The sequence below is a fragment of the Streptomyces sp. NPDC091282 genome (assembly GCF_044757385.1).
GTDB lineage: Bacteria > Actinomycetota > Actinomycetes > Streptomycetales > Streptomycetaceae > Streptomyces > Streptomyces gramineus.
Window position 1 is genome coordinate 254,336 of record NZ_JBIVUX010000001.1, and the last position, 13,239, is coordinate 267,574.

Here is a 13,239-nt window from a genome sequence, read left to right on the forward strand (position 1 = left end):
GTTGAATTGTGCGGCGATCCGCTCCGATGAGCATCCCGCATATCTTGAACGCGGGAATCCCGGCGTCCGGTTATTCGGGACACCGAACGCCCGCTTCCGGGTCACAGCCGGGGCGGTGCCATCGTGAAATGCGCGCTGACCTCGGCGGTCACGCGCAGTTGCGGGGGTTCGAGATCGAGGGGCTCCGCGGGGTCGGCGATCTCGGCGGCCGCCGCCATGCGGCGGACCCCGCCGCCGAAGCCGGGGCGGCGCGGCTGGGGGGCCTGGGTGCCGGTGTCGGCGAGTTCGACGAGGGCGGCCAGGGAGGTGCCGAGGGCGTCGGCGTACTCGCGGGCACGCTGGACGGCTTCGGCGACCGCCCGCCGCCTGGCCTCGCCGTGCACGGGTGAGTCGGGGCGCAGCGACCACCAGGGGCCGTCAACCTGGGTGAGTTCCAAGTCGGCGAGCCTGGCGGTGAGTTCGCCGAGGACGGTGAAGTCGGTGAGTTCGGCGGTGAGCTGGACCCGGCCCTGGTAGCTGCGGACGCGCTCGCCCCGGCCGCGGTCGGCGAATTCGGGGGCGATGGAGAAGGTGCCGGTCGACAGCCGGGCGACCGCGTCGCCGTAGGACTTGACGAGGTCGAGGGCGGCGGTGTTGCGGCGGGTGAGGTCGTCCAGGGTGGAGCGGCGGTCGCGGCCGCGGGCGTTCACGGTGACGCCGATCCGGACCAGCTCGGGTTCGACCTGGAGTTCGGCTTCGCCGCGGACGGCGAGGAGCGGGGCGTCGGGCGTGCCGGCCGGCCGGCGGTCCTCGGGTGCCGTTGTCATACGTCCCACTCTGTCACGTCATCCCCGTGTGTGCGCACCGCAGTTCACCCTCCGGGTCACCGGATCGCAACCTCCTGGATCTGTTGCCGTCGGCCGTGGCCGCGGCAGAATCTACGCGCGTCGTTGACCATTTCCCGAGGAGATCAAGACATGCCCTTGAACCGCCGGAAGTTCCTGACGAAGTCCGCCGCCACCGGGGCGGGGGTCGCGGTCGCCACGGCGGCAGCGGCTCCGGCGCAGGCCGCCGGCGCCTCCCGGAAGCCCGCCGGGCACCCGAAGCGGTACTCGCTGACCGTCATGGGCACCACCGACCTGCACGGGAACGTCTTCAACTGGGACTACTTCAAGGACGCGGAGTACACCGACGCCAAGGGCAACGCCATGGGCCTGGCGCGCGTGTCGACCCTGGTGAACCAGGTGCGCGAGGAGAAGGGCCGCCGCAACACGCTGCTGCTGGACGCCGGTGACACCATCCAGGGCACTCCGCTGACGTACTACTACGCCAAGGTCGACCCGATCACCGCCAAGGGCGGCCCGGTGCACCCGATGGCGCAGGCCATGAACGCGATCGGGTACGACGCGGCGGCGCTCGGCAACCACGAGTTCAACTACGGCATCGAGACGCTGCGCAGGTTCGAGGAGCAGCTGCGCTTTCCGCTGCTGGGCGCCAACGCGGTCGACGCGAAGACCCTGAAGCCGGCCTTCCCGCCGTACTTCGTGAAGAAGTTCCACGTGCCCGGCGCGCCGCCGGTGAAGGTCGCCGTGCTCGGCCTGACCAATCCGGGCATCGCGATCTGGGACAAGGCCTACGTGCAGGGCAGGCTGGCGTTCCCGGGGCTGGAGGAGCAGGCCGCGAAGTGGGTGCCCAGGCTGAAGGCGCTGGGTGCGGACGTGGTCGTGGTCTCGGCCCACTCCGGGACCTCGGGCACCTCGTCGTACGGCGACCAGGTGCCCTACGTCGAGAACGCGGCCGCGAACGTGGCCAGGCGGGTGCCGGGCATCGACGCGATCCTGGTCGGCCACGCGCACGTGGAGATCCCGGAGCTGAAGGTCGTCAACGAGACGACCGGGCGGACCGTGGTGCTCTCCGAGCCGCTGTGCTGGGCCGAGCGGCTCACCGTCTTCGACATCGAGCTGGTCTTCGCCAGGGGCCGGTGGGAGGTGGAGTCGGTGGCGGCCTCGCTGCGCAACTCCAACACCGTCGCCGACGACCCGAAGATCACGCGGCTGCTGCGGGACGAGCACGCCAAGGTCGTGGCGTACGTCAACCAGGTCGTCGGTTCCGCCACCGAGACCCTCACCACGGTCGAGGCCCGCTACCGGGACGCCCCGATCATCGACCTGATCACGAAGGTCCAGGAGGACGTGGTCAAGGCGGCGCTGGCGGGCACCGAGTACGCGGCGCTGCCGGTGCTCGCGCAGGCCTCGCCGTTCTCCCGGACCTCGCAGATCCCGGCGGGCGAGGTCACCGTCCGGGACCTGTCCGGCCTGTACGTGTACGACAACACGCTGGTCGCCAAGGTGATGACGGGTGCTCAGATCCGTGCCTACCTGGAGTACTCGGCGGAGTACTTCGTGCAGACGGCGGCGGGTGCGCCCGTCGACGTGGAGAAGCTGACGAACGCGGGCGGCCGGCCGGACTACAACTACGACTACGTCTCGGGTCTGCGGTACGAGATCGACATCGCGCAGCCGGCCGGGTCCCGGATCAGGAACCTGACCCGGGAGGGTGCGGCCCTCGACGACACGGCGCGGTTCGTGCTCGCGGTGAACAACTACCGTGCCAACGGCGGCGGCGCCTTTCCGCACGTGGCCTCGGCCCAGGAGGTGTGGTCGGAGTCGACGGAGATCCGCACCCGGATCGCGGAGTGGGTGACCGCCAAGGGGGTGCTGGACCCGCGGGACTTCGCGTCGGCGGACTGGCTGCTGACCCGCGAGGGGACGCCGGTGTTCTGACGGGCCGCCGGGCGCCGGTCCCTCGGACCGGCGCCCGGGTGTCTCAGTCGGCCAGGGGGGTGAGCTGGCGGGGCCGCTGTCCGGTCTGCGAGGGGACCCTCTCCTCGGACCGCTCCAGCCCGAAGGTGGTGAAGGCCGTGCGGGCGGGCAGCGGGTAGGGCTCCTTGCCGGTCAGGGAGTTGAGGATGGCGGCGCTGCGCCAGGCGGCCAGCCCGAGGTCGGGGGCGCCGACGCCGTGGGTGTGCAGCTCGGCGTTCTGCACGTACGCCGATCCGGTGACCGACGGGTCGAGGACGAGCCGGAACCGCTCGTCCACGCGGGGGCGTTCGCTGTTGTCCCGGCGTAGGTAGGGGTCGAGTCCGGCGAGCAGGCGGCCCAGGGGGCGTTCGCGGTAGCCGGTGGCGAGCACCACGGCGTCGGTGGCGAGCCGGGTGCGGCTGCCCTGCTGGAGGTGCTCCAGGTGCAGTTCGATCTTGGTGGTGGCGATGCGTCCGGCCGTGCGGACCTGGACGCCGGGGGTGAGGACGGCGTCGGGCCAGCCGCCGTGCAGGGTGCGGCGGTAGAGCTCGTCGTGGATGGCGGCGATGGTGTCGCTGTCGATGCCCCGGTGCAGCCGTCCCTGGGAGGCGATCAGCCGGTCGCGGACGGGCTCGGTCAGCGCGTGGAAGTAGCGGGTGTGGTCGGGGGTGAAGTGCTCCAGGCCGAGCTTGGAGTACTCCATGGGGGTGAAGGCCTCGCTGCGGCCGATCCAGTGCAGCTTCTCGCGGCCGGCGGGGCGGTGCCGCAGCAGGTCGAGGAAGACCTCGGCGCCGGACTGTCCGGAGCCGACGACGGTGACGTGTCCGGCGGCGAGGAAGGCCTCGCGGTGGTCGAGGTAGTCGGCCGCGTGGACGACGGGCACGCCGGGCGCCTCCACCAGGGGCCTGAGCGGGTCCGGGACGTGGGGCACCGTGCCGACGCCGAGCACGACGTTCCTGGTGTAGGTGCGGCCCAGGGACTCGGCTTCCCCGTCGGCGTCGAGCCGGGTGAAGTCGACCTCGAACAGGTCGCGTTCGGAGTTCCAGCGGACCGCGTCGACCTGGTGGGAGAAGCGCAGTCCTGGCAGGCTCCCGGCGACCCAGCGGCAGTACGCGTCGTACTCGGCGCGCCGGATGTGGAAGCGCTCGGCGAAGTAGAACGGGAAGAGCCGGTCGCGGGACTTGAGGTAGTTCAGGAAGGACCAGGGGCTGGCGGGATCGGCGAGGGTCACCAGGTCGGCGAGGAAGGGGACCTGGATGGTGGCGTCGTCGATCAGCAGTCCGGAGTGCCAGTCGAAGCCGGGACGCTGCTCGTAGAAGACGGCGTCGAGTTCGGCGAGCGGGTGGGCGAGGGCGGCGAGGGAGAGGTTGAACGGTCCGACGCCGATGCCGACCAGGTCGCGGGGTGCTTCCGGTTCCTGGTGTGGGGGGTTGGGCAGCGAGCTCATTGGGGCGTCGTTCCTTCCACGAGTTTGAGGAGGACGGCCAGTTCGTCCGGCCGGGTGTGGGGGTTGAGGAGGGTGGCCTTGAGCCAGAGCCGGCCGTCGAGCCGGGCCCGGCCGAGGACGGCACGGCCGTCGTGCAGCAGGCTGCGCCGTATGCCGGCGACGTCGTCGTCGGTGGCTCCGGCGGGGCGGAAGAGCACCGTGCTGATCTCCGGCGGGCCGTGGAGCTCGAATCCGGGGTGCTCCCGGACCTGGGCGGCGAATTCCCGGGCCCGTGCGCACACCTGGTCGACCAGTGCGCCGAGTCCGGAGCGGCCCAGGGTCCTGAGGGTGACCGCGATCTTGAGGACGTCGGGGCGCCGGGTGGTGCGCAGGGAACGGCCGAGCAGGTCGGGGAAGCCGGCCTCGGTGTCGTCGTCGGCGTTGAGGTAGTCGGCGCGGTGGTGGAGCACGCCGAGTTCGGCCGGGCGGGCGACCGCGAGGAGACCGGCCGCGACCGGCTGCCAGCCGAGTTTGTGCAGGTCGAGGGTGACGGTGTGGGCGCGTTCCAGACCGGCCAGCTTGTCGCGGTGGCGGTCGCTGAACACGAGGCCGCCCCCGTAGGCGGCGTCGACGTGCAGGCGGGCCCCGTGGGCCGCGCACAGGCCGGCGATCTCGGGGAGCGGGTCGATGAGACCGGCGTCGGTGGTGCCGGCGGTGGCGGCCACGACGAACGGTTTCGGCAGCCGGGTGAGGACGGCGTGCAGGGCGGCCGGGTCGAGGACGCCGCCGGGTGCCGGGACGACGACGGGGTCGGGCAGGCCGAGCAGCCAGGCGGCCCGGGGCAGCGAGTGGTGGGCGTTGGCCCCGCAGATCAGGCGTGCTCTGCCGCCCAGGGCCTCGCGGGCGAGGAGCAGGGCGACCTGGTTGGACTCGGTGCCGCCGCTGGTGACCACGGCGTCGGCGAGGCCGAGGGCGTGGGCGAGGGCGCGGGTGACCATGGCTTCCAGGGCGGAGGCGGCGGGGGCCTGGTCCCAGGAGTCGAGCGAGGGGTTGAGGGCGCTCGCGGCGAGGTCGGCGGCGGTGGCGACGGCCAGCGGTGGGCCGTGCAGGTGCCCCGCGCACAGCGGGTCGGCGGGGTCGGCCGCGCCCGCCGCGAGGACGGTCACCAGGGTGCGCAGGGCCTCGGGGTCGCCGTGGTCGGGGAGTACGTCCCCGACGGCGTCCGCGACCCGTTCGGCCACCGTCTCGGGGCCGCCGGTGGGCAGCGGGCCGCCGCGGGCGCGGTTGCCGTCGCGCAGCGCGTCGAGGACGGTGTCGAGCAGCGGCCGCAGGGCGTCGGGGCCCTGGGGTCCGGAGGCGAGGGGCGGCGTACTCATGGGTCTCCTCGGGGCGCCGGCCGAAAGGGGTTGTCCGCGGGGGGAGTTCCAGCTTGTACGGAATCGGGTCTGCGCGTCCTCGAAGCTCAACGATCGGAACCCGAAAGTGGGTACTGCCGTACGGGGAAAACGTGTCGGGGCGGGCCGGGACGGGGCGTTGAGACGGATGAGGAGCGGGGTTAACGTCGGTCGGGTGGTTGACGCGTGGATGATCGACGTGCCCGGTGAACGGGTGCTGGTACGGGAGCCGCTGCCCTCGGACGAGGCGCCGCTGCTCGACCTGTTCGAGGCGTGCGAGGACTGGTTCGTGGCGGCGACGGGGCTGCCGTCGGGGCCGGGCGACGTGCAGAGCCTGTTCTACGGCCTGCCCGAGGGCGCCGACCCGGACGACAAGGTGCTGCTCGTGCTGGAGCGGGACGGGGTCGTCACCGGCCTGGTGGACGCGGTGCGCAACCATCCGGGGCCCGGGGCGGTCGCGGTGGGCCTGTTCCTGCTGGCGCCGTGGGCGCGGGGCCGGGGCCTGGGGCGGGCGCTGGCCGAGTCGCTGCTCGCGCACGCCGAGGGGGTGTCGCTGGTGACGGCGAGCGTCCCGCCGGGCTGGCGGTCCGGTGAGTGTTTCCTGGAGCGCCTCGGCTTCACGCTGGGCGCGGAGGTGCCGGCCGCGGCCGAGGTGGGCAACCGCCGCGCGGGGCCGAGGGAGGGCGGCGTGCGGCGGGCGGAGCTGCGGCCGGCGGCGGGCTGAGGGTCCGGGTCAGGACCGGAAGTCGGCCGCGTGGTCGGCGGCCCACCGCGGGAACGCGCGGGCCGGGCGGCCGGTGACCTCCTCGACCGTGGCGGTGATCTCGGGAGCGACGCCGACGGTGTCCGCGAAGGTCTTCAGCAGGCCCCTGACCACGTCCGGCGGCGTCCGCGGGAAGAGCAGCGGACCGGCCTCCTCGGGCCCCACCTCGACGAAGGCCAGGTCCCGGCCGACGGCCCGCCCGATGGCGGCGATCTGGTCGGTGTTGGTGGTGGCCGCGGGGCCGGTGAGGCGGTGCACGGCGCCTTCGTGGCCGTCGTCGAGGAGGGCGCGTTCGGCGACCGCGGCGATGTCGTCCTCGTGGATGGGTGCCGTCAGCATGTCGGCGAAGACACCGCGGACGGTGTCGCCGGACCGGATCTGCGGCGCCCACTGGAGGGCGTTGGCCGCGAAGGCGTTGGGGCGCAGGAACGTCCAGGCGAGGCCGCTGTCGCGGATCTGCCGTTCGGCGCCGGCGTGCATGGCGTGGATCGGGTGGGTCTCGTCGGCGCCGTCCTGGATGATCCCGGAGGAGAGCAGCACGGCCTGCCGAACCCCGGCGGCGCGGGCCGCGGCCAGCAGCTCGGGCATCCGGCCGCCGGCGCCCTGGACGTACAGGAAGACCTTGTCCACGCCGTCGAACAGGCCGTCCAGGTCGTCCGGCCGGAACCGCACCACCTCGGCCCCGTCGGGCAGTCCGGCCCGTTCCGGGGCGCGGGTGAGGGCCCGTACGGGCCGTCCGGCGGCGACCAGCCGGCCGACGAGCGCTCGGCCGACGTTGCCGGTGGCACCGGTCACTGCGATCACAGGTCTCTCCTCGGGCTGTGGCCGTCCTGGAGGACCGAGCGTAGATCGCGGCGGCCGGTCCCCGCATCGTCGTCGGGGACCAGCCGTGGCCGTGTCGTCCTGCGTCGGTGGTCCTACGCCTCGCGGACCCGCAGCGCCCGTGCCAGGTCGTCGAGTTCGTCGGTCAGGCGGCGGCGCAGGGCGGTGACCGGGCCGGCGTCGCGCAGGCAGGCCCGGCCCAGGGCGAGGCTGTCGGCGTCGACGAAGTGGGCCGGGAAGGCCTCCCGGCCGGCGGCGACCGCGATGGCGGGGCCGCGCCGGGCGGCGACGGCGACCGCGTCCTGGTAGTAGCGCGGCACGTACTCCCGGACCAGATCGGCCTGTTCGGGGTGCCAGAAGCCCTGGGCGGTGGCGGTGAACAGGTAGTTGGACAGGTCGTCGCCGCCGAACATCGCCTCCCAGGCCCTGGCCTTGGCCGCGGGGTCGGGCAGCGCCGCCCGGCAGCGGGCGGCGCCCTCCTGGCCGCTGGCGCTGGGGTCGCGGGCCAGCTCGGCGGCGATCTGCGCCTCGTCGGTGGCGCCGAGGACGGCGAGCCGGCTCAGGATGCGCCAGCGCAGTTCGGGGTCGAGCTCGGGGCCGCCGGGCACGGTGCCGTCGGCGAGCCAGGCGGCGATGGTGTCGGGCTGGGCGGCGGCCCGGATGAAGTGCCGTACGGCGATGAGCCGCAGGCCGGGGTTGTCGCCGTCCTCGGTGCGGCGGATGAGGTCGCGGCACAGGGCGGAGACGGTGGCGAGGGCGGCCGGGCGGTCCTCGGGCCGGAGGTAGCGGTCGGCGACGTGGACCGTGGTGAAGGCGAGCACGCCCTGCACGAGGGCGAGGTCGGTCTCGCGCGGCAGGTGGACGCGGGCGGTCTCCAGGTAGTCGGCGGCCGGGAGTTCGCCGTCGCGGACCGCGTCCCGCAGGGCGTTCCAGACCACGGCCCGGGTGAGCGGGTCGGGCAGACCGGACAGGTCGGCGCGGACGGCCTTCGCGGAGTCGGCGTCGAAGCGGACCTTGGTGTAGGTGAGGTCCCCGTCGTTGAGCAGGAGCAGCGCGGGGCGTTTGCCGAGGGTCTGCGGGGCGGTCTGCGGGATGTCGAGGTCGACGCGCTCGCGCAGGGTGAGGCCGCCCGCGTCGGTGAGGTCGCGGTCGTAGACGCCGACGCGGATGCGGTGCGGGCGGCTGCCGGCGCATTCGACGGTGAGGGTGCGGGCGCCGTCGGGGGCGGTGGCGAGGACCGGGGTGAGGGTGTCGACGCCGGTGGTGCGCAGCCAGGCGTCGGCCCAGGCGTGCACGTCGCGTTCGGTGGCGGCGGCGAGGGAGTCGATGAAGTCGGCCAGGGTGGCGTTGCCGAACCGGTGGCGCCGGAAGTGGATGTTGATGCCGGCGAGGAAGTCCTTCTCGCCCATCCAGGCGACCAGCTGGCGCAGTGCGGAGGCGCCCTTGGCGTAGGAGATGCCGTCGAAGTTGAGGAGGGCGGCGGCGGTGTCGTCGACGGCCTCGGGGGCGACGGGGTGGGTGGAGGGGCGCTGGTCGGCGTCGTAGCCCCAGGCCTTGCGGGCCACGCCGAAGTCGACCCAGGTGTCGGTGAAGCGGGTGGCCTCGGTGAGGGTCTGGTAGCCCATGTACTCGGCGAACGACTCGTTCAGCCAGATGTCGTCCCACCACCGGAGGGTGACGAGGTCGCCGAACCACATGTGGGCCATCTCGTGGGCGATGACCATGGCGCGGGTCTGCCGCTCGGTGTCGGTGACGGCGGAGCGGTAGACGAACTCGTCGCGGAAGGTGACCAGGCCGGGGTTCTCCATGGCGCCGGCGTTGAACTCGGGGACGAACGCCTGGTCGTAGGAGTCGAAGGGGTAGGGCTCCTCGAACTTCTCGTGGTACCGGTCGTAGCAGGCGCGCGTGATGTCGAGGATCTCCTCGGCGTCGGCGTCCAGGTGCGGGGCGAGCGAGCGGCGGCAGTGGATGCCGAAGGGCAGGCCGCGGTGCTCGGTGCGCACCGAGTGCCAGGGTCCGGCGGCGACGGCGACCAGGTAGGTGGAGATCAACGGGGTGGCGGCGGCCCGCCAGCGGCCCTCGCCGAGGTCCTCGGTGACGCCGTTGGCGAGGACGGTCCAGTCCTCGGGGGCCTTGACGGTCAGCTCGAAGACGGCCTTGAGGTCGGGCTGGTCGAAGGCGGCGAAGATGCGCTGGACGTCGTCCAGGAAGAGCTGCGTGTAGACGTAGGTCTCGTCGTCCGTGGGGTCCGTGAAGCGGTGCATGCCCTCGCCGGTGCGGGAGTAGCGCATCGTGGCGTCGACGCGCAGCTCGTGCTCGCCCGCGGTGAGGTTCTTCAGCGGCAGCCGGTCCTGGTCCAGCGCACCGGGGTCGAGCGGCTGTCCGTCGAGACTGACGGACCGCAGTTCGACGGGCTTCATCTCGACGAAGGTGTCGCCCTCGGACCGGGCCGTGAACCTGATCACCGTGCGGGAGTCGAAGGTCTCGTCCCCGGTGGTCAGGTCGAGGTCGATCGTGTAGCGGTGGACGTCGAGGAGCTCGGCGCGGCTCTGCGCTTCGTCGCGAGTCAGTACGGACATGCGGGCCATGCTGCCCGATGACACCGGCGACGCACAGAGGCGGGGGTGGTACGCGGCTTATGTCCGGCCCTGGGGCGGGTCGCGGAGGGGACGGTGCTGGTGGGGCGCGGTGCGGCGCGGCGCGGTCGGCGGAAGAGCCGCCGGGGCGCCCCGCGGGGCGCGCGCCCGGGTCAGTGCGCCTGCGCCGCCCCCTCGCCGGCGGTGTCCTCGGCGATGGACTCGTGGTGCCTGATCACCTCGGCGATGATGAAGTTCAGAAATTTCTCCGCGAAGGCCGGGTCGAGCTTGGCGTTCTCGGCGAGGGCGCGCAGCCGGGCGATCTGGCGGGCCTCGCGGGCCGGGTCGGCCGGGGGCAGCCGGTGGACGGCCTTGAGGTGGCCGACCTGCTGGGTGGCCTTGAAGCGTTCGGCGAGCATGTGGACGACGGCCGCGTCGATGTTGTCGATGCTGTCGCGCAGCCGGCCGAGCTCGGCGCGGACGGCGGGGTCGACGTCACCGTTGCCGGTGTTGCTGGAGGTCATGGGCGTCCACCCTAAGGGGACGGCGGCGTGATCACTAAGGGCCTCGGCACGGCCCGCGTGATCGGGCCCGCGGGCGCACGGGTGCCGTGGGGCGCAGGCCCGCCTACAGTGGAGGAAACTCCGGCGGCGTCGGTGGGGGTAACGGACGTGGCGAACGGCGGCCCGGTGGAACACGGCTACCCGCACCTGGACACCGTGCGGGCGGCCGTCACGGCGCTGTACCGGCGCCTGTCGTACGACACCGTCCACACCTTCGACACCAGCGTGCTCCCCGCGGACGTCGCGTTCTGCGACACCGACGACCTCCATCTCGGGGCCCAGCGGATCGCCCACGAGCTGGTCCGGCACTTCCGGCTGCCGGACGCCCGGATGATCGTCGGCTTCCGGGAGATGACCCATGCGGCGAACGTCGAACTCACCGCGGGGCCCGAGTACTTCATCGAGCTGAACGACCGGTTCCGCACGCACCGCAGGGACATCGGCGCGGCCCTCGCCCACGAGGTCATGCACGTCTACCTGCACCGCCTCGGCCTGTCCTTCCCGAGCATCCCGGAGAACGAGATCCTCACGGACACCGCGACCGCCTACCTGGGCGCGGGCTGGCTGCTGCTGGACGCCTACCGGGAGCACGGCGAGGCGTCCCAGAAGCTCGGCTACCTCACCCCGGAGGAGTTCGGGTACGTGCTGGCGAAGCGGGCGTCGGTCTTCCACGAGGACCCGTCGGTCTGGTTCACCAGCCCGCAGGCGTACACGGCGTACGAGAAGGGCGTGGCCCGCGCCCGCCGGGACGCGGAGCAGCCGCCGCTGACCGCGGCGGGCTGGGCGGGCCGCCGCCGGTATGCCAGGGACCGCCGGCACGCCCCTGCGGGCCCGGCCCCGCAGTCCGGCGCCCTGTACGCCTTCACGCCCGACGACGGCGGCCGGCTGCGGGTCTCGTTCCCGTGCCCCACCTGCCACCAGCGGATCAGGGTGCCGGTACGGGGCCGGGTCAGGGCCCGGTGCTCACTGTGCCGGACGGTACTGGAGTGCGACACCTAGGGCCTGTCCGGCGGATCGGGGCGCGGCAGGCCGGCAGGCCGGCGGGGCCTCGCCGGTGCCGGTGACCGGGGTCCGGCGCAGTGCCGGTGACCGGGGTCTGGCGCGTTCGGCCGCGCGGCGGAGGAGGGCGGCGTCCGGCGTCCGGCGTCCGGCAGGGTCCGCCGGGCCCTGGACCGGCGGGGCCGCGCCGGGTCGGGTTCGCCGGTCAGGCGCCGTAGGCCGGGCCCGGCGCGGGGGCGCGGGTCAGCAGGTCCCGTGCCGTCTCCCCCGCCTCGGCCGGGGTGCGGCGGGCGCCGCTGTCGGCGGTGGGCCCCGCCCGCCAGCCCTCCATGACGGTGATCCGGCCGCCCTCGGTCTCGAACACCCGGCCGGTGACGCCGGCGCTCGCGGCGGAGCCCAGCCAGACCACCAGCGGGGAGACGTTCCCGGGTGCCATGGCGTCGAACCCGGCGTCCGGGGCGGCCATGGCCGCGGCGAACGCCCGCTCCGTCATGCGGGTGCGGGCGGCCGGGGCGACGGCGTTGACCTGGACGCCGTAGCGGGCGAGTTCGGCGGCGGCGACCAGGGTGAGGCCGACGATGCCGGCCTTGGCGGCGCTGTAGTTGCCCTGTCCGACCGAGCCCAGCAGGCCTGCTCCGCTGCTGGTGTTGACGATCCGGGCCACCGGGGCGCGGCCCGCCTTGGCCTCGGCCCGCCAGTACGCGGCCGCGTGCCGCAGCGGCAGGAAGTGTCCCTTGAGGTGCACCCGCACGACCGCGTCCCAGTCGTCCTCGTCGAGGTTGACGAGCATGCGGTCGCGCAGGAACCCGGCGTTGTTCACGAGGGTGTCGAGCCGGCCGTAGGTCCGCACGGCCGTGTCGATCAGCGAGGCGGCCCCGGCGGAGGTCGCGATGTCACCGCCGTGCGCGACCGCCTCGCCGCCGGCCGCGCGGATCTCCGCCACGACGGCCGCGGCGGGGCTGCCGGGGCCCGGCGCGCCGTCGAGGCCGACACCGAGGTCGTTGACGACGACCCGGGCGCCCTCGGCGGCGAAGGCCAGCACGTGCGCCCGGCCGAGCCCGCGCCCGGCGCCGGTGACGGCCACGACCCGGTCCGCGCAGATTCCGCTCATCTCAGTCCTCCTGTCATCTCAGTCCTCCTGGCCGGACGGCCCGCCGGCCGTCGCGGCGTCGAGAAAGGCAGGGCGTTCCCCGCCGCCGTGCACGAGCAGGCTCGCCCCGCTGATGTAGGCGGCCGCGTCGGAGGCGAGGAAGAGGGCCGCGGCCCCGACGTCGGACGGTGCGGCCAGGCGGCCGAGCGGGACGGTGCGGGAGACGGCGTCGACGCCGTCCCGGCCGCCGTAGTGCAGGTGGGCCAGTTCGGTGCGGACCATGCCGACGACCAGCGTGTTGACCCGGACCTCCGGGGCCCACTCGGCGGCCATGGACCGGGCGAGGCTCTCCAGTCCCGCCTTGGCCGCTCCGTAGGCGGCCGAGCCCGGCGAGGGACGGCCGCCGCTGACGCTGCCGATCATCACCACGGATCCCCGGGCCCGGCGCAGGTGCGCGTAGGCGGCGAGGGAGGCGGTCAGCGGGGTGAGCAGGTTCAGTTCGATGACCCGGGCGTGCCGCTCGGCGTCCGCTTCGGCGAGCCGCCGGTGGGGGGTGCCGCCGGCGTTGTTGACGAGCACGTCGAGCCGGGGCAGGGCGTCGAAGAAGGCGCGTACGGCGGGCGGGTCGCGCAGGTCGAGCGGGGTGAAGTCGACGCCGTCCAGGGGCCGCTCGGGCGGACGGCGGGCACAGGCCGTCACGTGCGCGCCGGCGTCGGCGAAGGCCCGGGCGATGCCCGCTCCCACGCCCCGGGTGCCGCCGGTGACCACGACGGTACGGCCGCGCAGCGAGCCGTCCGCCGTGCCTCGCGCCAGGTTTTCCACAGGG

11 protein-coding genes are annotated in these 13,239 nt (G+C 73.8%); 3 read left to right on the forward strand and 8 right to left on the reverse strand.

What is annotated here, in order from left to right; translation table 11 throughout:
* Positions 1–101: 101 nt before the first annotated feature.
* Complete coding sequence (locus ACIQOE_RS01215; protein ID WP_363013679.1) at positions 102–806, reverse strand: SIMPL domain-containing protein; 705 nt, start codon at positions 804–806, stop codon at positions 102–104.
* A gap of 150 nt (positions 807–956) precedes the next feature.
* On the opposite strand from ACIQOE_RS01215, the gene ACIQOE_RS01220 reads away from it, so the two are divergent.
* A complete protein-coding gene (locus tag ACIQOE_RS01220) occupies positions 957–2,762 on the forward strand; it encodes a bifunctional metallophosphatase/5'-nucleotidase (protein ID WP_401408857.1) in 1,806 nt (601 codons plus the stop codon).
* Between the two features lie 43 nt (positions 2,763–2,805).
* On the opposite strand, the gene ACIQOE_RS01225 is transcribed toward ACIQOE_RS01220, so the two are convergent.
* Complete coding sequence (locus tag ACIQOE_RS01225; protein WP_351328886.1) at positions 2,806–4,227, reverse strand: SidA/IucD/PvdA family monooxygenase; 1,422 nt, start codon at positions 4,225–4,227, stop codon at positions 2,806–2,808.
* Complete coding sequence (locus ACIQOE_RS01230) at positions 4,224–5,582, reverse strand: aminotransferase class V-fold PLP-dependent enzyme (protein WP_365555345.1); 1,359 nt, start codon at positions 5,580–5,582, stop codon at positions 4,224–4,226. The genes ACIQOE_RS01225 and ACIQOE_RS01230 overlap by 4 nt, the downstream gene beginning before the upstream one ends.
* A 193-nt stretch (positions 5,583–5,775) precedes the next feature.
* On the opposite strand from ACIQOE_RS01230, the gene ACIQOE_RS01235 reads away from it, so the two are divergent.
* Positions 5,776–6,324, forward strand: coding sequence for a GNAT family N-acetyltransferase (locus tag ACIQOE_RS01235; protein WP_362169425.1), 549 nt, complete (start codon positions 5,776–5,778; stop codon positions 6,322–6,324).
* Positions 6,325–6,333: 9 nt separating this feature from the next.
* On the opposite strand, the gene ACIQOE_RS01240 is transcribed toward ACIQOE_RS01235, so the two are convergent.
* From ACIQOE_RS01240 to ACIQOE_RS01250, 3 genes are all read right to left on the reverse strand, one after another.
* Positions 6,334–7,167 (reverse strand): NAD(P)H-binding protein, encoded by an 834-nt coding sequence (locus tag ACIQOE_RS01240; protein ID WP_365555343.1) that lies wholly within the window; start codon positions 7,165–7,167, stop codon positions 6,334–6,336.
* 113 nt (positions 7,168–7,280) lie between these two features.
* Positions 7,281–9,764 carry an aminopeptidase N gene (gene pepN / locus ACIQOE_RS01245; RefSeq protein ID WP_401408862.1) on the reverse strand — a complete coding sequence of 828 codons (2,484 nt, stop codon included), beginning with the start codon at positions 9,762–9,764 and terminating at the stop codon, positions 7,281–7,283.
* Between the two features lie 170 nt (positions 9,765–9,934).
* Positions 9,935–10,285 (reverse strand): chorismate mutase, encoded by a 351-nt coding sequence (locus ACIQOE_RS01250; protein WP_351328877.1) that lies wholly within the window; start codon positions 10,283–10,285, stop codon positions 9,935–9,937.
* Positions 10,286–10,432: 147 nt separating this feature from the next.
* Between ACIQOE_RS01250 and ACIQOE_RS01255 the strand changes: the two genes are divergently transcribed.
* Positions 10,433–11,323: a hypothetical protein gene (locus ACIQOE_RS01255; protein WP_351935874.1), complete on the forward strand. Its 891-nt coding sequence runs from the start codon at positions 10,433–10,435 to the stop codon at positions 11,321–11,323.
* A 205-nt stretch (positions 11,324–11,528) separates the two neighbouring features.
* On the opposite strand, the gene ACIQOE_RS01260 is transcribed toward ACIQOE_RS01255, so the two are convergent.
* Together ACIQOE_RS01260 and ACIQOE_RS01265 are read right to left on the reverse strand one after the other, a co-directional pair.
* Positions 11,529–12,434 (reverse strand): SDR family oxidoreductase, encoded by a 906-nt coding sequence (locus ACIQOE_RS01260; RefSeq protein ID WP_365570074.1) that lies wholly within the window; start codon positions 12,432–12,434, stop codon positions 11,529–11,531.
* Positions 12,435–12,452: 18 nt separating this feature from the next.
* The gene (locus tag ACIQOE_RS01265) at positions 12,453–13,235 is read right to left on the reverse strand and encodes an SDR family oxidoreductase (protein WP_401408867.1); all 783 of its coding nucleotides are present in this window, start codon (positions 13,233–13,235) and stop codon (positions 12,453–12,455) included.
* Positions 13,236–13,239 lie beyond the last annotated feature (4 nt).

Excerpts from the sequence above, each read along its gene's own strand:
- ACIQOE_RS01215 (WP_363013679.1), bottom strand. The coding sequence starts at position 806 with ATGACAACGGCACCCGAGGACCGCCGGCCGGCCGGCACGCCCGACGCC.
- ACIQOE_RS01220 (WP_401408857.1), top strand. The coding sequence starts at position 957 with ATGCCCTTGAACCGCCGGAAGTTCCTGACGAAGTCCGCCGCCACCGGG.
- ACIQOE_RS01225 (WP_351328886.1), bottom strand. The coding sequence starts at position 4,227 with ATGAGCTCGCTGCCCAACCCCCCACACCAGGAACCGGAAGCACCCCGC.
- ACIQOE_RS01230 (WP_365555345.1), bottom strand. The coding sequence starts at position 5,582 with ATGAGTACGCCGCCCCTCGCCTCCGGACCCCAGGGCCCCGACGCCCTG.
- pepN (WP_401408862.1), bottom strand. The coding sequence starts at position 9,764 with ATGTCCGTACTGACTCGCGACGAAGCGCAGAGCCGCGCCGAGCTCCTC.
- ACIQOE_RS01250 (WP_351328877.1), bottom strand. The coding sequence starts at position 10,285 with ATGACCTCCAGCAACACCGGCAACGGTGACGTCGACCCCGCCGTCCGC.
- ACIQOE_RS01260 (WP_365570074.1), bottom strand. The coding sequence starts at position 12,434 with ATGAGCGGAATCTGCGCGGACCGGGTCGTGGCCGTCACCGGCGCCGGG.